Annotated in this window: 23 protein-coding genes and 2 pseudogenes; 5 read left to right on the forward strand and 20 right to left on the reverse strand. The window is 54.9% G+C overall.

The window, feature by feature from the left end; all coding sequences use genetic code 11:
* A pseudogene (locus ACG0Z5_RS17285) lies at positions 1-258 on the forward strand (transposase); the annotation flags it as partial.
* Positions 239-538: a hypothetical protein gene (locus ACG0Z5_RS17290; protein WP_394449641.1), complete on the forward strand. Its 300-nt coding sequence runs from the start codon at positions 239-241 to the stop codon at positions 536-538. The pseudogene ACG0Z5_RS17285 and the gene ACG0Z5_RS17290, both read left to right, overlap by 20 nt.
* Before the next feature lie 519 nt (positions 539-1,057).
* Here the strand turns inward: ACG0Z5_RS17290 and mobH are convergent.
* The 3 genes from mobH to ACG0Z5_RS17305 all read right to left on the reverse strand — a co-directional run bounded on the left by mobH (position 1,058) and on the right by ACG0Z5_RS17305 (position 3,830).
* Positions 1,058-2,890, reverse strand: a complete 1,833-nt coding sequence (mobH, locus tag ACG0Z5_RS17295; RefSeq protein WP_394449643.1) for a MobH family relaxase — start codon at positions 2,888-2,890, stop codon at positions 1,058-1,060.
* 12 nt (positions 2,891-2,902) lie between these two features.
* Positions 2,903-3,118 carry a toxin-antitoxin system HicB family antitoxin gene (locus ACG0Z5_RS17300; RefSeq protein ID WP_394449645.1) on the reverse strand — a complete coding sequence of 72 codons (216 nt, stop codon included), beginning with the start codon at positions 3,116-3,118 and terminating at the stop codon, positions 2,903-2,905.
* Between the two features lie 79 nt (positions 3,119-3,197).
* Entirely contained in the window at positions 3,198-3,830 is a 633-nt protein-coding gene (locus tag ACG0Z5_RS17305) for a ParA family protein (protein WP_394449647.1), read from the reverse strand.
* A gap of 339 nt (positions 3,831-4,169) precedes the next feature.
* Here ACG0Z5_RS17305 and ACG0Z5_RS17310 point away from each other — a divergent pair, with 339 nt between their 5' ends.
* Positions 4,170-4,703 carry a hypothetical protein gene (locus ACG0Z5_RS17310; protein ID WP_394449649.1) on the forward strand — a complete coding sequence of 178 codons (534 nt, stop codon included), beginning with the start codon at positions 4,170-4,172 and terminating at the stop codon, positions 4,701-4,703.
* A gap of 17 nt (positions 4,704-4,720) precedes the next feature.
* On the opposite strand, the gene ACG0Z5_RS17315 is transcribed toward ACG0Z5_RS17310, so the two are convergent.
* Genes ACG0Z5_RS17315 through ACG0Z5_RS17335 form a run of 5 tightly spaced genes read right to left on the reverse strand, consistent with a single transcriptional unit; the run spans position 4,721 to position 9,294 of the window.
* Positions 4,721-6,235 (reverse strand): conjugal transfer protein TraG N-terminal domain-containing protein, encoded by a 1,515-nt coding sequence (locus tag ACG0Z5_RS17315; protein ID WP_394449651.1) that lies wholly within the window; start codon positions 6,233-6,235, stop codon positions 4,721-4,723.
* Positions 6,232-6,522 carry a hypothetical protein gene (locus ACG0Z5_RS17320; protein WP_394449653.1) on the reverse strand — a complete coding sequence of 97 codons (291 nt, stop codon included), beginning with the start codon at positions 6,520-6,522 and terminating at the stop codon, positions 6,232-6,234. Before ACG0Z5_RS17320 ends, ACG0Z5_RS17315 begins: the two co-directional genes overlap by 4 nt.
* 17 nt (positions 6,523-6,539) lie before the next feature.
* Positions 6,540-7,958, reverse strand: a complete 1,419-nt coding sequence (locus tag ACG0Z5_RS17325; RefSeq protein ID WP_394449655.1) for an integrating conjugative element protein — start codon at positions 7,956-7,958, stop codon at positions 6,540-6,542.
* On the reverse strand, positions 7,958-8,887 hold the full coding sequence (locus ACG0Z5_RS17330) for a TIGR03756 family integrating conjugative element protein (protein WP_394449657.1): 930 nt from the start codon (positions 8,885-8,887) through the stop codon (positions 7,958-7,960). Before ACG0Z5_RS17330 ends, ACG0Z5_RS17325 begins: the two co-directional genes overlap by 1 nt.
* Positions 8,884-9,294, reverse strand: a complete 411-nt coding sequence (locus tag ACG0Z5_RS17335) for a TIGR03757 family integrating conjugative element protein (protein ID WP_394449659.1) — start codon at positions 9,292-9,294, stop codon at positions 8,884-8,886. The genes ACG0Z5_RS17330 and ACG0Z5_RS17335 overlap by 4 nt, the downstream gene beginning before the upstream one ends.
* A gap of 134 nt (positions 9,295-9,428) precedes the next feature.
* Here ACG0Z5_RS17335 and ACG0Z5_RS17340 point away from each other — a divergent pair, with 134 nt between their 5' ends.
* Complete coding sequence (locus ACG0Z5_RS17340) at positions 9,429-10,583, forward strand: hypothetical protein (protein WP_394449661.1); 1,155 nt, start codon at positions 9,429-9,431, stop codon at positions 10,581-10,583.
* A 178-nt stretch (positions 10,584-10,761) separates the two neighbouring features.
* Here ACG0Z5_RS17340 and ACG0Z5_RS17345 read toward each other — a convergent pair.
* The 9 genes and pseudogenes from ACG0Z5_RS17345 to ACG0Z5_RS17385 form a co-directional block, all read right to left on the reverse strand.
* A pseudogene (locus ACG0Z5_RS17345) lies at positions 10,762-13,478 on the reverse strand (conjugative transfer ATPase).
* Positions 13,478-13,888, reverse strand: coding sequence for a TIGR03751 family conjugal transfer lipoprotein (locus ACG0Z5_RS17350; protein ID WP_394449663.1), 411 nt, complete (start codon positions 13,886-13,888; stop codon positions 13,478-13,480). Before ACG0Z5_RS17350 ends, ACG0Z5_RS17345 begins: the two are co-directional and overlap by 1 nt.
* Positions 13,888-15,294, reverse strand: a complete 1,407-nt coding sequence (locus ACG0Z5_RS17355) for a TIGR03752 family integrating conjugative element protein (RefSeq protein ID WP_394449665.1) — start codon at positions 15,292-15,294, stop codon at positions 13,888-13,890. The genes ACG0Z5_RS17350 and ACG0Z5_RS17355 overlap by 1 nt, the downstream gene beginning before the upstream one ends.
* Before the next feature lies 1 nt (position 15,295).
* On the reverse strand, positions 15,296-16,138 hold the full coding sequence (locus tag ACG0Z5_RS17360) for a TIGR03749 family integrating conjugative element protein (protein ID WP_394449667.1): 843 nt from the start codon (positions 16,136-16,138) through the stop codon (positions 15,296-15,298).
* Positions 16,135-16,794 (reverse strand): PFL_4703 family integrating conjugative element protein, encoded by a 660-nt coding sequence (locus ACG0Z5_RS17365; RefSeq protein ID WP_394449669.1) that lies wholly within the window; start codon positions 16,792-16,794, stop codon positions 16,135-16,137. The genes ACG0Z5_RS17360 and ACG0Z5_RS17365 overlap by 4 nt, the downstream gene beginning before the upstream one ends.
* Entirely contained in the window at positions 16,794-17,150 is a 357-nt protein-coding gene (locus tag ACG0Z5_RS17370; protein WP_394449671.1) for a TIGR03750 family conjugal transfer protein, read from the reverse strand. The genes ACG0Z5_RS17365 and ACG0Z5_RS17370 overlap by 1 nt, the downstream gene beginning before the upstream one ends.
* Positions 17,150-17,458, reverse strand: coding sequence for a TIGR03745 family integrating conjugative element membrane protein (locus ACG0Z5_RS17375; RefSeq protein WP_394449770.1), 309 nt, complete (start codon positions 17,456-17,458; stop codon positions 17,150-17,152). The genes ACG0Z5_RS17370 and ACG0Z5_RS17375 overlap by 1 nt, the downstream gene beginning before the upstream one ends.
* A 41-nt stretch (positions 17,459-17,499) precedes the next feature.
* A complete protein-coding gene (locus tag ACG0Z5_RS17380) occupies positions 17,500-17,733 on the reverse strand; it encodes a TIGR03758 family integrating conjugative element protein (RefSeq protein WP_394449673.1) in 234 nt (77 codons plus the stop codon).
* Positions 17,730-18,041, reverse strand: coding sequence for an RAQPRD family integrative conjugative element protein (locus ACG0Z5_RS17385; protein ID WP_394449675.1), 312 nt, complete (start codon positions 18,039-18,041; stop codon positions 17,730-17,732). The genes ACG0Z5_RS17380 and ACG0Z5_RS17385 overlap by 4 nt, the downstream gene beginning before the upstream one ends.
* Positions 18,042-18,513: 472 nt before the next feature.
* On the opposite strand from ACG0Z5_RS17385, the gene ACG0Z5_RS17390 reads away from it, so the two are divergent.
* A complete protein-coding gene (locus tag ACG0Z5_RS17390) occupies positions 18,514-19,212 on the forward strand; it encodes a hypothetical protein (RefSeq protein WP_394449677.1) in 699 nt (232 codons plus the stop codon).
* On the opposite strand, the gene ACG0Z5_RS17395 is transcribed toward ACG0Z5_RS17390, so the two are convergent.
* The 3 genes from ACG0Z5_RS17395 to ACG0Z5_RS17405 are packed head-to-tail and all read right to left on the reverse strand — an operon-like array spanning position 19,213 to position 22,470.
* Positions 19,213-19,908 carry a TIGR03747 family integrating conjugative element membrane protein gene (locus ACG0Z5_RS17395; protein WP_394449679.1) on the reverse strand — a complete coding sequence of 232 codons (696 nt, stop codon included), beginning with the start codon at positions 19,906-19,908 and terminating at the stop codon, positions 19,213-19,215.
* A complete protein-coding gene (gene traD, locus ACG0Z5_RS17400; RefSeq protein WP_394449681.1) occupies positions 19,901-22,012 on the reverse strand; it encodes a type IV conjugative transfer system coupling protein TraD in 2,112 nt (703 codons plus the stop codon). Before traD ends, ACG0Z5_RS17395 begins: the two co-directional genes overlap by 8 nt.
* Entirely contained in the window at positions 22,009-22,470 is a 462-nt protein-coding gene (locus tag ACG0Z5_RS17405) for an integrating conjugative element protein (protein WP_394449683.1), read from the reverse strand. Before ACG0Z5_RS17405 ends, traD begins: the two co-directional genes overlap by 4 nt.
* Positions 22,471-22,477 lie beyond the last annotated feature (7 nt).

Below are 22,477 nucleotides of genomic sequence, written 5' to 3' on the forward strand. Positions count from 1 at the left end.
TCGTGGATAACTACATCATTCACAAAAGCCAGGAAACGCAGCGCTGGCTGAAAGAGAACCCGAAGTTCAGCGTGATTTACCAGCCGGTTTATTCGCCGTGGGTGAACCACGTAGAGCGACTGTGGCAGGCGCTTCACGACACAATAACGCGCAATCATCAGTGTCGTTCTAATGCGGCAACTACTGAGGAAAGTTCGTCATTTTATGGAAACCGCCAGCCCGTTCCCCGGAAGAAAGCATGGTCTGGCAAAAGTGTAGCGGTATTAGACGCCGCTATTTAGGATCACGACCATCCGGCAACAAAAATGATATTGTCGTGACAATCATCGCAAAAACAAAGCGATTTTTTATGGGGGCTTTAGTGGGGGCGCTGTTCCAACAACTTCTCAATGAAACCAAAATGGAACAATGGGTTAAGCTCGGGTATGATTCCGAGTCCGGGCACCAATTTTTTGTTCCTATGCTTTTCTATGTCTTTTTATTCAATAGGTTAGCATGGGGAAATCTTCTCGATACAAATCCAGTTATGGCTATGTAACTCAAATTTTTTGGGTCAGATTACGGGTTCATCTCAGTTCGATAAACTGAGAAACCCGCAATGGCTTTGACTGACAGCAAAATCCGCGCCGCCTAACCTGGCGAAAAAACGTTTAAAGTTACCAATACGCATGGTCTCTATGACCTCTGTTCAGGTGGCCAAATTCAGTAAACCACTACACCATCAGGAACAGAGGTGTTTCACATCACCTCGGCAAAGTCCGGATCTATGGCTGCAATTGATGACCTGCAAACCCACCACAACATATTTAGCCAGGCAAACAGGAGGCGACCATCTATGAATAAATCGAACTTTTGCTGAATGGCAGGATCAGATCACGCATCATCTAGGCAACGCAGGCAGTCCCGTGGCAAAGCGGGGTTAGTTTGGATATTGCGGGTCAAGATCAGTTATGTCGCCCCCTATCTCCATGCACGGCAACATTCCCCTCGTTAATGCCGTTTTGATATCTCAGCAGGTGCGCCGGCACCTGCTTTTCTGCCCATATCACCCTACCAGCTATGCATGTAATGATACAGAGCCATCGGCCTGCCTGTTCCACACCGACAGGAAGGGGTTATCTTCCGGAATGGTGTCACCGAAAATCATCCCCGGCTCAGACAGAAGATACCCTTTGACGTACCGGATTTTACGTGGTCCCTCCACAATGCAGGTAAAAATATTCAGGCCTTCGTCATTTCGGGAATGTAACCTCAGCCGCTGAAAGCTTCGCTGAACCGATCGCCATTCTTCACCAGCCGTGCCATCAGTGCTGCTCATATAGAGCTTAAAAATCTCCGGAGTCACAAGAAATACCAGGCCGTCGACCATATGCAGCGCAGCCTTCGGGTCATTCACCAGTATCTGTTGCTTTTGCACCCTGTCCTGCAACCATCTGATAAATTGACCGCCTGTAGATTCAGACATCTGAGGGGGAACTGTTGCCCCGGTAGTGTACGATGTCTTTAAAGCTGAGGGGGCTGCCGTAGCGGGCGATGTTGTCGAAGCGAGTGTTTCAGCTCGCTGAGACTTCGCTGAAAGCAGCTCCGGTTTTACATCTTCTGCCGGCGTAAAAAGCGACAGCGCAAGAGAAGTACAGGCATCCTCCTCCTCTTCTGTCAGGACGGTATCAGATACAGGTTCGCCGGGAACATCAGACGGGGCACTGGCCGGAACGACCTGCCCGGAAAATACGGCGGGTCGTTGCGAGGGATCAGGCCATATCCGGTCGGGAGAAAGTTTCAGCACCGTCAGTGGCATGGAAGGTGCCCACCCCTTATCGGCCCGTATATCACAGGACCAGATGGCCCTCCCTTCCGGGGTTGGTATTATCAGACCATATGACTGCATCTCATCAAACAGACGGATATTGTTGTCCGGCACGCTTATCACACCATGCTGCAACAACCAAGCTCTGATCCTGTCGGCGGTTGTCTTGCTGATAAGCCACAGGGCATCATCAGTCAGCCATCCATCAGATCCCGACTCCGGGTTATTCAGCCTGTACTGCGTCAGTACCAGGTCACGTAACGCCATCAGCATCTGTTTCGCCAGTGAGGGCTGCGGATGGTTCAGCACATTCTCTGCCTTCCCGCCCATAAACTTTGCCACCGACGCTTTATCAGCTTCCTGAACCAGCTCACCAATTACACCCGCACGCTCATAATGACCGCTGATGCAGTATAAAAATAAAGCGTACAGGTCCGGCTGCCGGGCGAGCCAGTTCAGCGCGCAGACAGGAAGAATTTGCGTCACCATTATACTGCCTGCGACCGGATGCAGATGATAATCACGCGGACGGCGGTAAGTCAGTCGGTATGGCTCTGCCGGTGCCCCCATCCATGGATACCAGGAGGCGCCACTCCCGGTGACAATCTCCATGTCTGCCGTCACCTTCCCCAAATCGTGCAACAGCGCGGCATATAACACTCCTGCCGTCCAGGCTTCTGCATCCCGGGCCTGATCCTCCGGTTCAGCACCCGGTGGCAGCAAACAGCGCTGGCGTAACTTTGCCGCAAATGCCATCACCTCCAGAGAATGATCCAGCAATCCTCCCGGATAAGCGTGATGGTGATACTCAGAGGCAGGCAGAAGTTGTACCCGCTCGGCAAAACGGGCAAGTGGCTTATGGTACAGTTGCCCGAACAAGGGTGCAGGGAGTGAAGTACGTTGCCAGATTACCCTGATTAACTGGCGTCGCAGCGGTGTTGAAAGCAGAACACCGGCATTCTGAGGGCGAAACCAGCCAGATGGATGCGTTTCCCCAGCGCCTTCGTCCGGAACCGCTTCCGATGAAAGTTTGCCTCCCCTCCCTTTGATCTGCGCCCATAAGCCTGTAAAGCACTCTTTCATGAAAACAACCTTTCATTTGTTCATGCTGCGCCAGAAGTGATAACACTCCAGCAGAAACACCGTCATGCTTTTTCCCTGTTCGGTCGCCACCAGTTTGATTTCGCGGTGCAGAGCAGGATCAATACGAATCTGTAGCGGTCGGGTCGTCCCTGCACGATAGTCTGTCAGCGTAGCGGTCAGAGGTCGGGGAACAACCGGTGATATTTTCAGCGATGCTTTTTTGGGCACAGACTCAGCCTCCAAGTGAATGAAACACGAAATTCATGAATACAAATATTGCGCAATTCATGATGTCAATAGATACGGCTCAGCAGCCTGTTTGTCTGGCGCGCGCAAGAATATCGTTCACAATATTTCTGGCCCGGCGGTTCAGGGTTTTCCAGGACGTCTCAGTGATAGCCTGCCCGGCATCCAGCGTAATGCTGTAGCCTGCTTTAAAGACCAGAAATGTACCGAGGCAGGAAAATTGCCAGGCGGTAATGGTCTCAATGGCGCGACGTCCCTCAGCCAGGCTTGGTGCCTTCCCCACAACAAAAAGCAGTCGGTGATGTGCCACACCTTTATGCACCAGCTCATGCCCGAGCAGCAGAGAGGGTTCCAGATCGTCCACGGATGTGCCGGTCGTGAGCACCACCAAATCAGACTGTCGGGCGATCTCCAGTGAGGAAATATCAGCAAACGGGCGGGTATCAACAATAAGACACGAATAATTGCTGGCAGCTTTCAACGCCACATCGTGGCGACGGTATACACCTGTTTCCACCGACGGATAAATTGCCGCCTTATCGCGGCGTTCCCCCCACTTGGCACTGGTCTGTTGCTGACCGTCCAGATCTGCGAGGTGAGTATCATTTCCTGCGCGGACACTTTCGACTGCGGTAGCACGGGCTAATGTTGAACGCCCCACTCCGCCTTTCTGGCTGATAAAACTGATAATCATGGTTATCTCCTGCTTTCATGAGAAACAATAAGAATGAATGCAGGAACACTCTGACGAAAAATCAGCAGAATCTCGTCAATAAACTCACCTTCACAAAGAAACAATTAATGAAGTGCGAGTTTAATGAAAACAGGAAATGTTGCCGGAGAGGATGCCTTTTGGTTTTTAAACCTTTTCGGGTAAGCCTGTTATCCCTTAATAGCCTTTCCCTTTGATTTTAGCCTTTTGGCTTTTACCTTTTGGTTTGTTGTATGTTGTTTGTTGGGAATAAATCAGAAAAGATAATAATGGGCCCGCCATACTATCCGGCATCTGACGCGGTAATATGTCTGCATTCAGATGCCGATTTATTATGAAGGAGATCTCCCATTTTCTACGTCGTATTCGTTCGTTTTTCTGCCGATATTGCGCGGACAGAATCAATCGGACGTTTATCTCCGTCATTTTCACCACGATATTCCTGCCAGTAACTGGCATTGGCAATCCCCAGCGTTTCAGGCAGAAAACGCGGATCGGCACCCTGTGAGAATTGTGTTTCATAATCATATCGCGGAAACAAGAAAAAACACTGGCTATTTTTCGACCTATCGCTACAGTGATGTTATGCAACGAAATCGGGGGCACATCATCATGTCACAAAAAACACTCAGCGATATATTACACCAGCAGACTCGTAATGCGATGGAATGGCTCAGCCAGAAGGTGCCCGGCACAGAGAATTACACGCCCGGTGATCTTGCCCGGGATCTATTGGTTGAAATGGTTAAACCAACTGAGGTGTATGACCCATATGATGAAACCCGTGACGGCTATGAAGTCGCAGGGCCAAATGGCCCTGCTGCATATATTGATGGAATGAAAATCAGTCACTAATAAGGTTATAAGCAATATTACCGGAGTTTGTTGATCAGACTTGTTAGTGCTCCCTTTATTGCCTCTCCACCTTTCCCTCCCGCCTGCTGTGCTGGAAGGCTTCCCACTTTCATTGCACTATTAACAACGTCACCCAGTTGTATTCCAGCCCAACCCATGGCTCCAATCCAGAAGGCCGGCAGCACCAGAAACATCGTCGCCATCACAAACTGCAGGATCATATTGTCCTGCACATTCTGTATCCCGGCCAGGTTCCAGCCACTATGGGTGTCACTGTCATAAAGCAGTGACAGCATCGTACTGTCCAGCCAGCGTGCCAGCTCCCACCAGAACGTCAGAAATATCAGGCCAAACTGCGCAAACGTCAGACTCATCACGGTTCTCACGCTGTAGGCGGAGAACACTGTTACCAGCGGGATGCAGATCACCAGCGCCATCTGCAGTATCGCCTGTACCATCGGCAGCGCCTGGCGCAGTGAATCAAACGCCGGAAAAGCCGCTATCGCGGTCAGCCGGTTGCCCACGGTGGCTATCCCCCGGGTAATACCGTGGAAAAAGGAGCCCCCCACATCACCGCCGTAGCCGGCATAAACCTGCCCGTCCTGTGATACCTGCGTATTGCGCCCACTGACAAGGGAACGCAGCACCACTTCTTCCTGAACCGCTTTCGGGGCTCCCATGCTGCGAAACGTCTGCCACACATCCGGTTTGACCTTCGCCAGCAGACGAGCCTTCAGCCCGATATCAGCGTCCGACCACCACTGTTTGCAGGTCGGATAACCTCCCTGTCCGTTGTTCACCAGTCCCGCATCACGCTCACTGTCATACGACCAGCGGCTTCTGGGTGTACGGGCATGATCGGTGTCATAAAACCCCGGCTGCGTCAGAAAAAGTGATGAACCCGGCCAGGACACATTCTGGTCGTCATCATACGTCAGTTCGCCACCGCGCTGCTTCAGGCGAACCAGCGACGGGGCGTAGCATTCAAACGTAAAATCCTGTAATTCCTGGCTCAGAATACGGTCATTGATACTGGTATGCTGCACATCAAACCGCAGTTGCCGCAAATCCGGTTTACAGGGTAGCGTGGCGGTGGCGGCCTGGGTGATGCCTTTTGAAATGGCATGCACCAGATACCACCACATCGGCACACGGGCAACCTGTCCGCTAATATCATTCACCAGCGGGGCGTAACCGGAACGTTCCGGTGCCGCCGGCACGGTGATATTGCATTGTCTGGCGCGTTCCGTATTCAGCCGCATCTGGGTGATGTCCACATCCAGCAGCGGTACGCAGGTGAACATCACCACCAGCATCGCCATATAGACTGTATTTTCCATCCAGGCCAGCGTCAGACCGCCCGCATCTCCCTCATCCGCCCCCTGCTCACGGGCTTTCAGCACGTGAGCGATAAGTTTCATCAGCAGCGGCAGGGCAAACAGCCCGGTGGACGTGATGGTATCCCAGATACCGTTACTGACCACCCACCCCAGCACCGTGAGCACATATTCCAGATAGCTGTTCGCCGTCATCTTTCACCTCCGGTCTGTTGCAGCGTGCTGAATTCGCTCAGTGCCACCAGCACCAGAAAACAGGCCATGGTGCGTTTCATCTGCCGCCGGGAAAGCGGTGTTTCGCCGTGATACAGACGCCACCAGAGCGCCGTGATGGCGGCATACAGACAGAGCCGCCAGGCCAGCAGGCCGTAACGGGCCTGATACAACAACTGCGGTACGGAAAGGGCCGGGGCAAGATAACGCAGTACCGCAGCGTTCAGAAACAGGGCTCCGGTCAGCAGTGTCAGCGTTATCAGCATCATTCTGAGTTTCCGCCGCATCATTTCGCCTCCTGCGGAGTGCTGAGGTCGCGGACGCGGACATCACCGTCATCTTCAGTGCGGACATCCCTGCCCCGGGTCATATCCCGTTCCGCCCTGCGGGCCAGAATGGTGGTCCCGGCGTTCTCTGTCAGCATCCGCCGCATTTCAAGCTCCAGCCGCAACTGGTCCAGCTCCCGGTCCAGCTGTGCCGTGGTCTGGCTCAACTGGGTCTGTGCCTCCTTCTCTGCCGCAATATTAGGTTCTCGCATCCCCGCAAGCAGCGTGCGTCGGGCCATCAGCGCCTGCTCCATCACCCGGGCCAGCGCCATCTCGCCGGAAAGACGCTCAGCCAGTACCGGTGCATCCGGTTCATCACGCAGGGATTCCACCACCCCACGAGTCAGTTGCAGACTGCCGCCGGAGACTTTTGCCAGATTTTCCGGGGTGGGTCTCAGGCGGCCACCGACCAGGTCTGCCAGGACAGTGGAGATGTTCTTTTGTTCTTCCGCTATCAAAGGGGTAAGCCCCACGCCGGCCTGTGCGCCGGTTTTCTGGCTGCCATTCCCGGAAGCGTCGTTATCCGGTGCCACATTGATGTTCTGCTCCCCCACGACACGGGTCATCCATGCAGCCGCGGCCTCCGGGGTATGCCAGACCCGGCAGAGTTCCCCCTGGCAGTCGGACTCAGGGATACTGCTGCTGTCCGTCACACTGCGCTGGTTCAGGATGTTATAGCCGGCTTTTGTGGTGTCGGCGGTGAGCTTGATCGGTGGCTGGCCACTGCCGCCGCGGCGCTGTCCGCCCACCCAGGTTTTGCCCCTGCTGGCCGCCTCTTTCTCCACTTTCTTCTGTGCCCGGACGGCGTCGGTTTCCGTTGCCGCTACCGACTGGTAGTTCTCGGCTCTGGCGCTCTGGGTCCAGCCGGCACCGTAAGCAAAGTCGGTCATCTTCTCCGCCATCGCCTGACAGGAGAGTTTGGCCTTGTCGAAGTCCACCCGCGCCTGCAGCACCCCGTTGGTCAGTAAATCGTAAAGCTGGGGATTGGCGCGCTGGATTATCATCGCCGGGAGGCTGGCGACAGCTCCGGTGGCATTCTGAATGACACTGCCCATCAGTTGCTGAAACCCCTCTGTCACGCCGTTAAGCTGGTTGCGCACCGTGGTGCTGATATCAAAATTGCCGCAGGTCAGGTCAGCGTTCCAGCCCGCCCGCATATTCAGCAATGACGGCTTTCGCCGGGTCAGCGCCGGGGTGATAACTGACCCGCCACCAATCTGGTAGTACAGCGCATCAGCAATCGCCCCTTTCTCATCAAGGCCATAGTGCTCCTCTGCCGCCAGTGCACTCTGAACAAAGAGGCAGAGCAGTATTCCGGTCAGTGCCGGAACGGGGGTTATCCCCGGGCGGACAGATGTACATTTCGTGGTTTTCATCATTATCCTCCGGTACTGCCAAGGAAGGTCTGCCCGCGGCGCTGACAGCAGGCATAAGGCCGCCACAACGCCCAGGCGTAACTGCCGTTTTCGGAATAACGGTCAGTCCAGTCAATGGTCGCGGGATGGTCAGGAAAAACGGCGCAGGTGGTGCTTATCTTCGGGGCAAGGCGTTGCCAGGTATGGTTACCCTGTTTCCCTTCCAGTACGGGCACGGGCGGCCAGTAACCCGGACGAGATGAGGCAGTCAACGGCAGATAGACATGCGGCTGCCCGGTCCGGGTGACGATATCCGCCGCTCGCTGTGCCATGACCGCTGCCGCTTTGTAATCATTCGTCTGCCCCAGCGCCCCGCTTCGGGGATAAATATTGCCCCACAGGTCGCCCGGTTCACCCAGTTCACGCAGGCCAGGCGTCAGCGCCTCCGGATACAGTATTTCCGGGATACCACTTCGCCAGGCCAGGCTGTCTGGCGTGCTGACAAAATAGGGCTGCAACGGCACGCTGCTGCCACTGCAACTGTATCCAAAACTGCTGAGAAAGCGGTAAAAGGCCCCGTCAGCCGGATGTCCGAACGCATCGGCATTTTTAAAGCGAATATTCGTCTGGCTGTTTGTGATGCGCGAAGTTGTGTTACCGCCACCTTCGGCCCCCGGCACCGGATTGCCGGCAAACGCCATCTCCCGCCACGGGTTATCACCCGGAAAGTTATAGGCCGACACCACCAGTTCCGGCAGATTGTGCTTCACTTTCACCGACGTTTTCACCGCGCAGCCAAACGGCGTGCACAGCAGCCAGTAGCAGACGCCCACTACCCGGTACTGCAGACAGTCCGTTGACAACGCGGAGGCAATAATCTGCGGCGTGGTGATGGCCCCAGCGGGCAGGGTCACCATCAGCAATGTCATGAGCAATTGACGGCGACATTTCATGGCGTCGCCTCCAGTCCGGCGTCCCGCATCTTTCGGGCCAGCGCCACATCCGTGGTGCCGTACACCACCGACTGATTATCAAACACCACTGCCGGCACGCGGGTGACCCCGGCTGCACGCGCATCCATCTGTGCCTGATATGCCCGCGTCAGACGGGCCTCCTGCGTTTTCCAGTCCGGCTGCTGCATCCGCAGCCGGGCCTGTTGCTCTGCCTGCTGTGGATTATCGGAGAGCGTCGGAAACAGCGACCGCTCAAGTTGTGCCACATCCTCAAGTACCTGGACCACCACGCCCTGTTCAGGCGCCTGCACCGGATGGTCCGGGGTGGTGTAAATCACCGTCTGCGCCGGCACGGATGAGGCGGTAAAAACTAAAACCAGCAGTGAAATGAAAAAATGACGCGTCATGTAATGTCTCCCGGTCAGTGTGTCTGTCCGGGGATTGAATGCGTAATGCACAGGGGTTGCAGCAGAAAACTCAGTCTGGCCTGCAAAAGTTTTGTTCCTTTCCGGCCATGGCCTGACGTTTTATGGTAACCTGTATGCTGAGGACACTATCTTCCTCACAGGCACAACAGAGCGAACGGATGGCACAAAGCAGACTCGTCAATACCTCACAGGAACAGAGCGTTCCGCTCAGCGGTCCCCGACAGCAATACCATACGCTTCAGGAAACGATTGACCGTCTGACAGCGGAGATTTCCCGTCGCGGTCAGCAACAGGAGCGGGTTGTCGCCCGCTTTATGCAGGACATTCTGCCGCTGGAGCATCAGTACCTTCAGGCTGTTTATGACAAAACATCCCGGTTACTCGCCTTTGCCGGCAAAAAATCCCTGAGCCAACGCGACAGGGCAGCCCTGTTTATCTGGCTTGACGAAGAGCTTGAAGAACTCTTTTATCACCCGTTTAACGATCGGCTGGATTTAGATGCGCTGCGCCAGCAACTCAGTGCCCTGAGTGACGTCCCGGAGAACAAACCCGTCGACGGTGACATCGATGATTTTCGCCAGGAGCTCAGGGAGATCTTTGGCAGCGATAATGGTCTCAGCGACGATGACCTGTTCAGAATGATGAATGACCCGGACATTATCTTCGATACGATGCGCCACCAGCCAGAAAACACGGGCGAACCCCGTGATGAGGATGTTTTCGACGATGCCCGTTTCTTTGGTGAACACGAACCTGTGGATGTTCCCGACATCACGCTGAAATCGGCAGAAATCACCCGTATGTATAAAAAGCTGGCAAGCCAGTTACATCCGGATCGTGAACCCGATCCGATAAAAAAAGCGCACCGCCACGATCTCATGGTCACGCTGTCAAAAGCCCGTCAGACAAATGATATCTGGACCCTCATTGAGATGTTCCGCGAACACGTTGATCCAGACTATGCCTTCAGCGATACCGCCCTGCCGGCTATCAATGTGCTGCTACAGCGTCGCGTTGAGGAGCTTCAGCATGAACTGGCAAACATCTCCGATGTCCACACACTGCCCGGCATTATCTGGGACAAACTGGGCGGTAAAACAGACAGGGCCATCAATAACCGGTTCAAAAAGCATGCCAGTGCTCTGTTACGTATGACAGAAGAACAAAACCAGCAGCATGCCACGTTGCGCTCGCTGAAAGTACTGCGACAATACCTTGTCCCATGGCGTGAAGAACTGGAGCGGAAGAGCGTATTTGAGTTTTACTGAGCAGGCCCCCTGTGTGCTCAACCGTTCTGTCAATACAGGACGCCGGAAGCGGATCCCGCACCATCGTACATACGGGTCCGTATACGGCAGTTAACGTCGTGTGAAGTTTACGCACGCAAAAAGCGCCTTCTACGAGAAACCTCCCAATCGAAATTTAATTAATTCAGATCAATGCCATTTAAGATTGATCGCAAACATCCTGTATTCCTCTCTCCCGGTCAAGCCTGCGGGCCACCGCAATCGCAGCATCCAGTTCACTGAGTCCCAACTCACGCATCAGTTGCGCCCGCTCTGCCTTCTCATGCTTTTCGGTCATCCCGAGCGCCAGATACAGGCTGGGGGGGACTACCCGGAACAGTGCCTCAATATTGTTCGCCAGCACCACCCCCTCGGTATACTTATCCGGGGCCTTGCTGGCGGAAAGCAGCAGCTGCCGCTGCGCTTGCGTCAGCGTCTTAAAGCGCTCAAGCTGCTCCACTTCTTCCGGGGGCATGACCAGCAATTCCCACCACTCAATCATATTGAGCAACTTCTTCGCCTCATCCGGGAAATCACTGAGGTTCTGTGTCGCCAGCCACAGCCAGATACCGAGTTTGCGCCACATTTTGGAGCCTTTGGTCAGAAAACGCGCAAGCAGCGGATTGACGGTGATGATGTGCGATTCATCGGTGATATTAACAATGGGCCGGGTCAGATGCTGGTCACGTTCCCCGAGGTTGTTGATGTGGTTAATCAGCGAGATGTAGCTGATGGCAAGCTGCGCCTCATACCCTTCCCGGGCAAAGGTCGCCAGATCCACCAGGGTGATGTCCGCCTCCGGCCAGGACTGTCCCTCACGGTTAAACAACTCACCTTCGAACCCGGAGCAGAACAGGTTCATGGACTCAGCCATCTCATACGCCCGGCTTCGGCGACTTTCCGGCAGCGTTGCGTCTTTCGCAAGCGTAAACAGCGCATCGCGCACGTCCTGCGTCAGCGTCTGGCGACCGGACCGGTGGCAAACAGCAGCCGCATCCAGAATAGCCTGGCGGATCATCGCCCTGTCAGGGCGGGTGAGACGCGCATCCTCTCTGGCCTCTCCGCCGGTAATCATCAACCGGGCGGTGATCTCCATTTCACCGAGAATGTCGCGCTGGTCATCGCCCTCCTGCTCCGTAGGATCTTCGTCTTCCGGCACCTCGGCGCTGACCCCGCCGTCCACCAGCCGCCAGGCATCGGCGAACAGCGGTAACGTCACGCCACTGCCCGGTCTGAGGCTGATTTTGTTGACGGTGAGCCCATGGCGGGCGGCATAGTCCGCCATCAGCCCGAAACTGTTACCGGCCTCAATGATAAACAACCTGGGGCGGTGCAACGCCATCAGCTGCGCAATTTTACCGTTCAGGGTCGCGGACTTTCCGGCCCCGGTGGGCCCCAGCAAAAGCAGATGTGCATTTTTGGCGCGGTCAGCTTTATTGAGCGGATCAAAAACCAGCGGCTCACCGCCACGGTTGAAGTAGCTGTTACCAGGATGTCCGGTGCCCGTTTCGCGGCCAAACACGGGCAGCAGGTTAGCAATATGCTGGACGAAGTTAAATCGAGTGTAGAGATGCCGCTTATCCCGCGCCGGATCAAAGTTTGCCGGTAGCCAGCGCAGGTAACTGCTGAGTGGGGCCACTTCGTCGTTGTCCTGCACGGGGACCAGACCCGCGTTCAGCAGTACGCTGTTCAGTTCCCGGGCCTGTTTATTCAGCGCCGGCATATCGGATGCCGAGAGGTAAAACGCCAGCGTACTGCGGTACATCTTGTGCCCGTCCTTTAGCCAGGCTTTAACCTCATGGCAGTCTCGTTTTGTGTACTCCGACTCGCTGTTTTCACCAATAGCCCTGTCAGAAAGACGGCTAAGGTGCGCTTCCAGCACATCCTGAGGATGCACCACCATTGTAAGCGACATGATGGTGGACTCAGGCAGCGAATCAAACAGGGCATTAATTCCCTTGCCCTTACGACTCTCACCGGTCAGATGACCGACTGATGGCACCTTGCGCAGCCGGTCAACTACCACCACTTTGTGGGGCCGGGCATCAAAGGACCAGGTGCCGGTTACCACATCCGAGACCGGCTCACTGAACAGCAGGGATTCAGCAAAATCTGCCAGTAGCGGCGGGACTGAGCATCAGTCTCGTCTTCATCAGACTGCGTCACTGCATCATAAAACGCCTGGTAGTCATCAGCCTGCGGGGCCGGATTAAACCAGCGTACCAGCCAGCGCTGAATGTCTGTTTTATTCTGGCGCACCATCTGCAGTCCAGCGCCACTAAGTGCCGCCACCACACGCTCACAGACATCATTCAGCGCCAGTTCCGGTGATTCGTCAGTACGTAATGGCCTGGCCGGAACGTGGCGATATATCACCATCCGGATACGACGAACCTGTCCGCGCCACGGCGTCTGTGTCACCACATCATCAAAAAACAGCCCACCGGGTTTGCTGATACCGCCCAGATGCTGTTCCATCACCGACAGCCAGGCCTCGGTAAACACTGAACCTCTGGCGGCAGGCGTCACGTAGTTGCGCAACTGCTGCAAATAGCTGCTGAGGTCATCCTCGTTCTGGCAAAAAAACTGCACCACCCACGGATGCGTATCTGTCTCTTCGAAGCTGTCCTGCAGTGTATCTTTCACCGTATCACGGATCTCTGCCAGATACTGCTGTGAGCGCCCTTCCGTGCCAACCGGTCGAATGTCATAAACCGCGGCGACCGAGCGCCCGTCATCAAGCAACAGTGATTTTGAATCGGGCAAAAACTCCACCCACGGCAAATGATCGGCAAACGACGGGCCTTTGTGGTAGCCAGCATCGACTTCCTGCTGCGTCAGTCGCCCGGTTCGTGGGCGTGCCGTACGTTGTATCATCACAATGCCTCCGTGCGTTCGCCCGGCAGGGCATAATGAACCTTCCCATAGAACGGAAACACGGTGCTGTAACCCGGCACCGGTATGCCCCTCTCACTCGTCAGATGCGGATACACGTACATCACCATGTCGGGATCCGGCAGGCGGGTAAACTGTGAATAAATGTCATTTTCTGCCGTGCGGCTGTAACGCTGTTGCTCCGGGGCCGAAATATCCTCCACAGGCCGCCGCAACTGTTGCCGGGCATCGTACAGTGCCTGCGCACCGCCCGTTTGTCGGCCCCAGAGTGACAGCATGGTGGTGTTCTCATCCACCGGCAGCAACGTTTCCTGCGACGTGCTGCACCCTGTTATCACACACACGATAAAAAACGTGCTGAAACAAAAGGGGAACTTACACAATATCTTCATCAGTCAAGACTCCTGTTACGGGAGGATACCGGTGAATATTTCACCCTGCGGCCCTGCAGTTCGTAATCAATGGGAAGCTGGCGGGTAATATGAACAGCCACCGGATGACCAGGCGGAACATAAATCGCATCGAAGGTCTGCCCGTAACGCTGTTTAAACCAGTCAGCGGATTCCTTCAGCCCGCCACCCAGCGCCTGGCCCAGCACATACTGGCCACTACTCCCCGTGACCGCCGAGGTTACCGAGCCCCCGTCCACGGTTGTGGTGGTCTGCCCGTTGGCAAAAGCATCGGCCGCCGCCGATGACCCCGCCAGCAAAAACTGCGAACCAAGATATTCCGCCGCATTCGATTTACGCTCACCCGGAATACACGGTAGCCCGTGCGGATCGGACAACCAGCCAATTTCACTGCCCTGGGCTTTACGACTACTGCTGCCGTCTGCCTTTTCATCGGCCTTCGGCACGGTGCGAATGGTGCCGTCACGGAACACAAAGGTGATGGATTTTACCGTGCCCCGCACGCAGGAGAGTGTCCAGTCGCCGGATGCGGTACCGGACATGACAGCCCCTTCCACATCCGGCAGTTCAATGCCATTGGCAATCAGGTTGTCACGGCCAATCAGCACTTTGAAAGGATAGGGATCGGTGACGGTCCCTCCCACCGGCACCCGCCCCAGCAGTGCCGTCATCGCCACCGAGCCGGTCAGCGTGCTGTTCTGTGCGAGAGTGTAAACGGGCTTCGCCTCCTCAGGCTGGCGATCACCTTCCGCCTGCGCCAGCAATGCGGCTTTCTGCTCAGAAACAGGGTTATCGTCAGCCAGAGTAAAGGTGGACGGAAATCTGACCGACGGCACACTCTGCCCGCGCTTGTCCACCGGCATTGCGTCAGCAGGCTCCACCCAGCGAATGGCATCTTCAGGCAGACTCTGGTCATCCAGACCCAGCCCTGCGGGGATCTCATCAGCAGACGGTGATTTTGCCGGATCCAGTTGCGCCAGTTTTTGCTGAAAACTGTCCAGCAGTGAGGCCTGCTGTTTTTGCATCGCCTTGTTCAGCGTTTCCCGCTCCCGGCTAAGTGCCTGATTGATGCGATTATCGACATTGTTGTCACGCTGTCGCAGACGCTGATTTTCTTTTACCAGACTGGCACTGTCAGCACGTACGGCTTCCAGTTCCCTGCGATAGCGCTTCATCTGCCCCACCAGGGTGGCCACCGTGTCCCGTGGCGTATCCCCGTCGATGCCAAGGGCCTTCAGCTCATCGTCACTGAGATCGGCGACCACCGCTTCTGTCGAAGCCGACGTCCCCGGCGTCGGAGGCGAGCAGGCTTTCAACCCAACAAAACCAGCGCCGCCCAGCAGTAACGGCCCGAGAATTTTCAGTAAAGGGTTTGATTTCAGTCGCATATTATTTCCCCACGTTTTTCGTCGCAGGCAGTTCGTCTCCGGGCTCCGGAAGCAGGGACCGCGAAGCCTCACCTTCAGTGACCAGATAGAGCACCGTCGTATCCTCAGAGGTCCCCTTTTCCCCCAGCCAGGAATGCTGGAATGTGGACGTCAGGAATGTCCCCTGAAGGTTGCGTGGGTCAAGCGACACCACACTCCTCCCCTGGTTCTGTAGTTTTATCGCCGTCACGACCATGTCCTCAAGGCGCCATGCCGCAAGTGGAGTGCTGACAACGGGTTCACCGGGTAAAAGTGTGGATACCACCGTCGGTAACCGTACCGGAACAGGCGTAATTCCGGCTACCGGCTCCACGGCACGCAATGGCGCGTACAGGCTCTGGGCGGCATAGCGCGTCAGTTGCACTGGTCTGGGGAGCGTGTCGGTATCCGGCGTGGAGGCTGTCGTGGCCGGCTCCTCCGGTAAAGTACGGGTGGGTTTATCACTGCGAAATACCGTCCCGCTGTAGCGGAGTTCAAGAGGTTCCAGCTCAGGACCGGGAGCCGCACTGACATCCAGCAGGATCAGTTCACCGCTGTCCATATCCACCAGTTGCAGACGGGTCTGCGGGAAATCGTCACGGGCGAGCAGATATACCGTACCACCACTGCTCTGAACCCGCAGTTTACTGTCAAGAGCAGCCGGAAAACCGACCCGTACATTACGGTTGACGAAAATCACCCGTTCATGCCCGGAGTGCAGCGTCACCGACAGCGGCAGGCGTTTCCACTGCAGCATTTCAGTGGCCTTCACGCTGGCATGATATCCCCCCACCAGCAGGAACAATATAAAAAGGCGTTTTATCATGAAGGTATCTCCCCGGGCCTCTGTCGTGAAGGTGAAGAAGCTGCCTCCAGCTTTTGTGGTTGCCCGTCAAAACAATCCAGCGCGAGACCCCATGGATTTTTCTCCGCATCCACGTCATAACGCACCACGCGCAGAGGAAAACGCACCAGTGCCCGTTTCACCGGTTCAGCCTGATAATATTCATCCACGGCCAGGTCCAGCGACACCGTCCAGCTGTTACGGCTATGCACAGTCACCCGGCTGTTCTGAAAGCCCCGGCCTGGTATTTCATACACTCCACGAACACGGTCACGCAGTTCTCCCCGTTCACGACGCTGGCGATAATCTTCCTGCAACTGCACCTCACAGGCTGGTGTCAGATAGGGTGAAAGTGCCGTAAGGTTACGCGAATAATCTGTCTCGCCGTTCACCGGCCAGCGGTTCAGTTGCTGGAAAATATAAAAGCTGAAGGCATACACTTCGCCAGGCGCCACCTGCCACCAGGGACGAGTACTGCCCGTGCGTAAATCAGGAGGGTTATGAATGGTCAGTTCTTCAGGCGCACTCTGCCAGCCGTACCACAGGCCGCCACAGACCACCAGAGCAGTCCCCAGGGCAAAACGCAGTGTCAGAATATGGGCATCACGCGCAGCCAGCGCATGTCTGAAGCGACTCATCACAAGGCCCTCCTTCGAACAGACCAGACGGCACTGCGCTGGACCAGTTCATCAGACCCGAGCCCATGACGGGAAAACCAGGCATCAATACTGCGATAAAGCCAGGTATCAGGTCGCCCCCGCTTCAGACGGGCCATATAGCGTCCCCCGGTCAGAACCAGTAAAGCGCCTCCCCCCACGGCACCGGAGGGAATGAGCGCCCATATGCCCAGGGTGATCGCAGGAAAACTCCCCAACAGTGCCCCGACAACCAGTCCGATGGACAGGGCCGCAAAGAGCTCCGTGGTGGTCAGCCCACGAAAAACCACAGGCTCGCGGTTCAGACGATCGGGCAAAAAATCAATACTCAGCCCCATCACAACACCTCCCCGGCCTGGGTCAACAACCAGATAATGATCACCAACAGAATCGCCCCCACGCCCGCCATGGCACCCAGATCCTTCCACTGTTTTCTGCCATTCTGGATCTCCGAATAGGTTGAAATACAGCTGTTGGCGACCACCAGAAAACCCACAGCGCAAATGGCCAGCGACATCAGGATCACCATGTCATAGCCATAGTTTTTGAGCGTATCCATAATGCCGCTGCCCTTGCCGCGCGACGGATCTTCCAGTTGGGGCAGATCAGCCCGAACCGAAAGCGGAAGGACCACCATGAGATACATCAGACGATGCACACCATTTTGTTTATTCATCAGAATTTTCCTCAGCCAAGAACGAGCCAGAAAGACACCAGCAGCAGAAGGGTTGTGCGGGACACAATGCCACCAAGCTGTTTAAGGGAGATTGCGCCATGCGCAAATGCACGATAGGCACGCAGACAGACCCAGGCTGCCCAGACAAACAACCCGGCGCACAGCAGCGAAAGGAACACCAGATTCACGTCAGCAGACTTTGCGCTACTCCCGGCCCTGAATGCCGTTTCCTGAACCTCCGTCATGGTTTGCGCTCCTGTCGGTACGCACCAGCCAGAGGCAAAACCTGACGGGGCTGGGCACGTGAAGGTGTCAGGTAGTGCTTAATGCCGTTTCGCATTGCCTGAATATCGGCATATGCCTGCGAGTAATCGAAATAAAAACGCGGGTCCGTCTCGACGGTAGCCTGCTTCTCAGCCCGCTGAAGTGTGGCATCAAGTAATCGGAGCTGGGACAGCAGCAGAGCCAGATTATCCTGCTCAGTGGCATGAGCGACCGATACCGTGCCGGCCAACAGCAGACCCGACAGCACAAAAAAGAAAGGGATTTTCATATAACACCCCGGTGACAGTGAGAGAAGAGCCACAGGGTGCCGTGATGATAGGAAGGATGCTGTAGTAAACTCTTTGCAACCTGGAAAAGATTTGGCGCGGCATTTTATACGTTTTAACGGAAATATGCGCCAGTCCGTCCCAGGGCCACCACAGTACAAAAACGGCTGACAATGCCACGAAACAACCACCGCAGCCCCGACACACCGGGTCCGGGCCGCTTTGTTATGCCCGAAAGCAAAACCCGTGGTCAGAATACCTCTGAATAATTTTCACTATCCCTGTAGAATAGCGCAGTGATGCGTTCCGGTTCGCATATGAGCCCAACATTTTAATCGGAATATATAAAACCAGAATAAAAGGTACAGTTACAGCATGATATTTCCTGTCATCATCATTGTTCTCCTTGTCAACATAATATGGACTGAGCTTGCTTTTCCCGGATACTCCCCCTGGCCCTTCTCACTGGAAGATATGAACACTTCGCTTTTGCATATTGCAGAAGGTACATTCAGGTATACACTTCCTTCATCCACCTGGACTGTCATGTTAATATTCTTATATGATGCCATAATGGCAATGCTCGGAAAAAGTTCAGAATATATGCGTGAGTTATACAGGGAGACAATGTTCGACCTGAGTGTACTGATGGCATTGTTTTTATATCTTTTCATCCTCTACCATTTCGCCGGACTGCACCTTACGAACTCATCAACTGAAATCAGTATGGCGGGTTTCGGGTTGCTGGCATTTGGTAATGTTGCCCTGCTGAAGTTATTCACTTTCAAAATTGGGAGACAGAAATACCCCAAAGCAGGTGCGTTTTGGATTTTTGCATTCACAGGTTCACTGTCGGCTTATCTTCTTTATGAGAACATCCTTGTTGCACAAGGCGATTACAACCTTATTCAGTCTTTATGGATGCAGGTCACCATTTTTTCTGTCTCACTAACAGTTTATTTTATTGCGAAACATATTACTTTTTATGCAAAAAAGCAGCGAGTAGAAATATCCCCTGTTATCTCTGCGCTTGCGACTCCATGGCTGGTAAGGCTGGGACTCCCACACTCTCTGGAGGAAATTGCGGAATTATGGAACAAAGAAGCGCAGAAAGAAAAAGCGAAATACAGACAGGAGAAAAAAAGAAAACGGAAATCTAATAAAAAGCAGTAATCACAAATATTTTTTAAATGAACCCGTGGCAATACTAACCGATAAACCGAATAAAAAAGCCGATGGCAGCAGGATCACCCACGGGGCAACGGAAAAAGGCAATGACAGATAGATAATCCACGTCAGGAAAAATATCGGTAACACGATCCGTTTTGCATGGTGGTAAATAAACCCTGATTCATACCCACAACCAAACCGCCTGATGTCACGGCGCACCAGTCCGTCAATCACCCCAGTGAGGGCTGCGAGCACAAACAACGGTGCGGTCAGCAACAGAATAAACACCCGCAACACGAAGGTCTGCGTAACATAAACCGCCGCTTCCGCGTACACGATGAGTCCGCGCAACATATCCCCGTCAGGGCGTCTGCTCATTTTTTCAAGCCACAGTATGGCCCGGGAATCGGCGAACAACCACTGCCAGGTCTGCTGTAACAGTGTGTTCAGTTGCCCGACAGGATCAGCACTCAACAGGCTGTGTTGCACATTGGTGGCAAACCAGGCAAGCTCGGTATTCATCATAAGACGACTGTGCTCAGCCCCCCGTTCAGGCCAGATAAATGCGATCCCCACCCACTCCATCATCAGACTGAAAAACCATGAGACCACCAGTGCGGTTATCACACGCCCTGCCCACGATAGCACTTTGCTGATGAGCCCCTGTTGCGGTGGCTGAACTGGCAATAACTCACTCATCAAGCCCCTCCTGCAACGCTTTCAGCAGGGCGGCATTATCCGACACAGCCTCGGGCTGTGTCGCATTATTCCACCATTTTTCGCCGGTATGATAATGCGCCTCCATGGAAGCGGCCAGTTGCGCAATATTGTCCGGCATCATGGTATCATTATCAGCAGCAGGTAGCGGCATCCTGACCTTCCACAACTGCCCGCCTTCCAGCAGCGCGAACGCCTGCCCTTTTGGAAGCTGAATAACAGCTGCCGGATCGATCAGGGGGACACTAATCAGGCTCACCCTGTCCTGGGTATTACTGGTAAAATCCGTCCCCGACCCGGGATCCGATGAATCCGTCACTCCGGAAACCACCGTACTGGTCTGCACATCAACTTTATGTAACTGGCCAGTCAGCAGCTCAGCGGTTGCCGTCTCCCGCACACGTAACATGATCAGATTATTAAAATTCCCAATCACCTGCCCGGCTTTGGCACGGCTGCCAATTCCGGCTTCAACATCAGAAAGCGTCTGGGTATAGGCAGTGACCTGTATACCGGCACCACCGCCTTTATTAATGAGTGGAATAAATTCATCCCCCATCAGTTCACTGAACTCATCGCAGTGCAGATTGATGGGGATTTTTTCCGGCTCTCCGCTGGCAGGCAAACCATCGTTGATGCCAAATTTGTAGATATATCCCGCCACACTCACCAGATCGGCAAACATGGAATTTCCCACCGCGGCGGCAATTTCAGGATCGGACAGCGCATCCAGCCCGACATATACAATCCCGCGCTGGCGGATGATTTGCTGCCAGTCGAAAACCGGACGTTGATCGTCCAGATCGCTGTAAGCCGGGGCCAGTAATTGCGCGGTTTTACCGGTAGTCAGTTTTTCGAGCAAAGGGAGCAGTGAGGCCACAATTTTATCAAAATAGGTTTTATCATAGCGCACTGCTGAACGCAGTCCTTCAAGGATCGGATCGTGGATCCGGGTGGCGGCCAGATACAGTTCCAGAGCGACCACATGGCGGTCACGCCCCAGTAAATTGCGGGGAGTGTTACGGTCATTCACTTTGCCGGCTATCTGCGCAATCACCTGCCAGGCTTTTGGATCCTTACCCGGCAGGCAATGCTGTGCATAGCGAATAAACAGCTCGTCGATATTGATAACATGGCGGGAGATCTGCAGGTAATCCGGACGCTGACCCAGAGCAATCAAAGCGCGGGAGATTATGTTCACAAACCGCCAGGCAAACTCTTTAAAAGCCGCAGAGTTGCCTTCGCCCGAAAGCTGCCCGGCGATACGGCTGGCGACTTCAGAAATTCGCCCAAACCGCCCCACTGCATTATAGCGGGCGCTGATATCGGGCCATCCAAGGTGGAAAACATAAAATTCATCCTCGCGACCGGCCCGTTTTGCCTCGGTATACATGCGTCTGAGCAGCTCAGCGTCACCTTTCGGATCAATTGCCACCACCACTTCCCCGCGTCGGATATCCTGAGTGATGAACACCTCTGCCAGGCGGGTTTTCCCGACCCGCGTCGTCCCCATAACCAGCGTATGTCCGACACGCTCTACCAAAGGTAATGTCACATCCGTTTCATCCAGTTCGATGCCGTGCAACAGCGCACTGCCCCCAACCGGTGGCAGTGGTCGTACCGGGTTAAGCCAGTGTTCCCGGGCCAGTAATGATCGGATACGCGGGAGCCTGGGATCCGATGCTTTTTCCAGTCGTCTTGCCAGGCGATACAAATCGCCGGGACGAATATAATGCGCAACCTGCGGGTGGCGACAGGCCACCAGACGCTGAGTGTGCCGCTGTTCCCAGCGGAACCCCCGGCCAATAAACAATCCGTGACGGCTGACCGGGATCTGATGGCTGCTCATGGTATAACGCGGCAGGCGCCGGATATTGCGACGAAAGCGCAGCACCATCAGTCCCTGCCTGCCACGCACTGCGGCAAACACCATGAAACCGGCGGCCAGAGGATAACTGACGGCAGGTGCAAGCATCAGCGACCAGGGAGCCAGAACACAAAGGCTGGCAGCCGCCACTCCCGTGATGGCGCTCCAGAATTCAACCGCCGGACGCAACCACGTCTCAATCACATAACGATTACTCACTGCGATACCTCGCTGTCGGTCACCATCACAGGATACGCATCCAGTCCCAGTCGCTGTGCAAAATCGTCACCACTGACGGGCAACAGCGTCAGCCCGCCAGCCCGTTGCTGCAAAAAACGAAAGCGAGCCGGCGTGGCCACGTTCACCACTAGCCCCGTAGCATTCAGGGTCTGAAGATATGACTGTCGCGCCTCCAGCCACTGTACAGACCGGGGGTCATCCCCGATCAGGAACACAGGCGTTATTCCCGGCAATGCCACCGCCCGCGTCGCCACCGGGCCCGGTTTCAACCGGGTTGAGACCACAGGAAATACCGCTTCAGACAGCGGTACCACGGACTGAGTATGTGGAGCCTTATCTGTTTTCTCTGGCACCACGGGCGCTGACAACTGCGTGAAGGCGGCATCAGCTGGTAGTCCGGAGAAAACTATCGCAACAACCATTAATGATTTCAGCATGTCATGC

This window comes from Scandinavium sp. M-37, assembly GCF_043558715.1.
Taxonomy (GTDB): Bacteria; Pseudomonadota; Gammaproteobacteria; order Enterobacterales; family Enterobacteriaceae; genus Scandinavium; species Scandinavium vulneris_A.

Bases quoted from the DNA above. Each gene is read 5' to 3' on its own strand.
- ACG0Z5_RS17290 (WP_394449641.1), top strand. From the start codon at position 239: ATGGTCTGGCAAAAGTGTAGCGGTATTAGACGCCGCTATTTAGGATCA.
- mobH (WP_394449643.1), bottom strand. From the start codon at position 2,890: ATGAAAGAGTGCTTTACAGGCTTATGGGCGCAGATCAAAGGGAGGGGA.
- ACG0Z5_RS17305 (WP_394449647.1), bottom strand. From the start codon at position 3,830: ATGATTATCAGTTTTATCAGCCAGAAAGGCGGAGTGGGGCGTTCAACA.
- ACG0Z5_RS17310 (WP_394449649.1), top strand. From the start codon at position 4,170: ATGCCGATTTATTATGAAGGAGATCTCCCATTTTCTACGTCGTATTCG.
- ACG0Z5_RS17315 (WP_394449651.1), bottom strand. From the start codon at position 6,235: ATGACGGCGAACAGCTATCTGGAATATGTGCTCACGGTGCTGGGGTGG.
- ACG0Z5_RS17320 (WP_394449653.1), bottom strand. From the start codon at position 6,522: ATGATGCTGATAACGCTGACACTGCTGACCGGAGCCCTGTTTCTGAAC.
- ACG0Z5_RS17325 (WP_394449655.1), bottom strand. From the start codon at position 7,958: ATGATGAAAACCACGAAATGTACATCTGTCCGCCCGGGGATAACCCCC.
- ACG0Z5_RS17330 (WP_394449657.1), bottom strand. From the start codon at position 8,887: ATGAAATGTCGCCGTCAATTGCTCATGACATTGCTGATGGTGACCCTG.
- ACG0Z5_RS17335 (WP_394449659.1), bottom strand. From the start codon at position 9,294: ATGACGCGTCATTTTTTCATTTCACTGCTGGTTTTAGTTTTTACCGCC.
- ACG0Z5_RS17340 (WP_394449661.1), top strand. From the start codon at position 9,429: ATGCTGAGGACACTATCTTCCTCACAGGCACAACAGAGCGAACGGATG.
- ACG0Z5_RS17350 (WP_394449663.1), bottom strand. From the start codon at position 13,888: ATGAAGATATTGTGTAAGTTCCCCTTTTGTTTCAGCACGTTTTTTATC.
- ACG0Z5_RS17355 (WP_394449665.1), bottom strand. From the start codon at position 15,294: ATGCGACTGAAATCAAACCCTTTACTGAAAATTCTCGGGCCGTTACTG.
- ACG0Z5_RS17360 (WP_394449667.1), bottom strand. From the start codon at position 16,138: ATGATAAAACGCCTTTTTATATTGTTCCTGCTGGTGGGGGGATATCAT.
- ACG0Z5_RS17365 (WP_394449669.1), bottom strand. From the start codon at position 16,794: ATGAGTCGCTTCAGACATGCGCTGGCTGCGCGTGATGCCCATATTCTG.
- ACG0Z5_RS17370 (WP_394449671.1), bottom strand. From the start codon at position 17,150: ATGGGGCTGAGTATTGATTTTTTGCCCGATCGTCTGAACCGCGAGCCT.
- ACG0Z5_RS17375 (WP_394449770.1), bottom strand. From the start codon at position 17,458: ATGTATCTCATGGTGGTCCTTCCGCTTTCGGTTCGGGCTGATCTGCCC.
- ACG0Z5_RS17380 (WP_394449673.1), bottom strand. From the start codon at position 17,733: ATGACGGAGGTTCAGGAAACGGCATTCAGGGCCGGGAGTAGCGCAAAG.
- ACG0Z5_RS17385 (WP_394449675.1), bottom strand. From the start codon at position 18,041: ATGAAAATCCCTTTCTTTTTTGTGCTGTCGGGTCTGCTGTTGGCCGGC.
- ACG0Z5_RS17390 (WP_394449677.1), top strand. From the start codon at position 18,514: ATGAACACTTCGCTTTTGCATATTGCAGAAGGTACATTCAGGTATACA.
- ACG0Z5_RS17395 (WP_394449679.1), bottom strand. From the start codon at position 19,908: ATGAGTGAGTTATTGCCAGTTCAGCCACCGCAACAGGGGCTCATCAGC.
- ACG0Z5_RS17405 (WP_394449683.1), bottom strand. From the start codon at position 22,470: ATGCTGAAATCATTAATGGTTGTTGCGATAGTTTTCTCCGGACTACCA.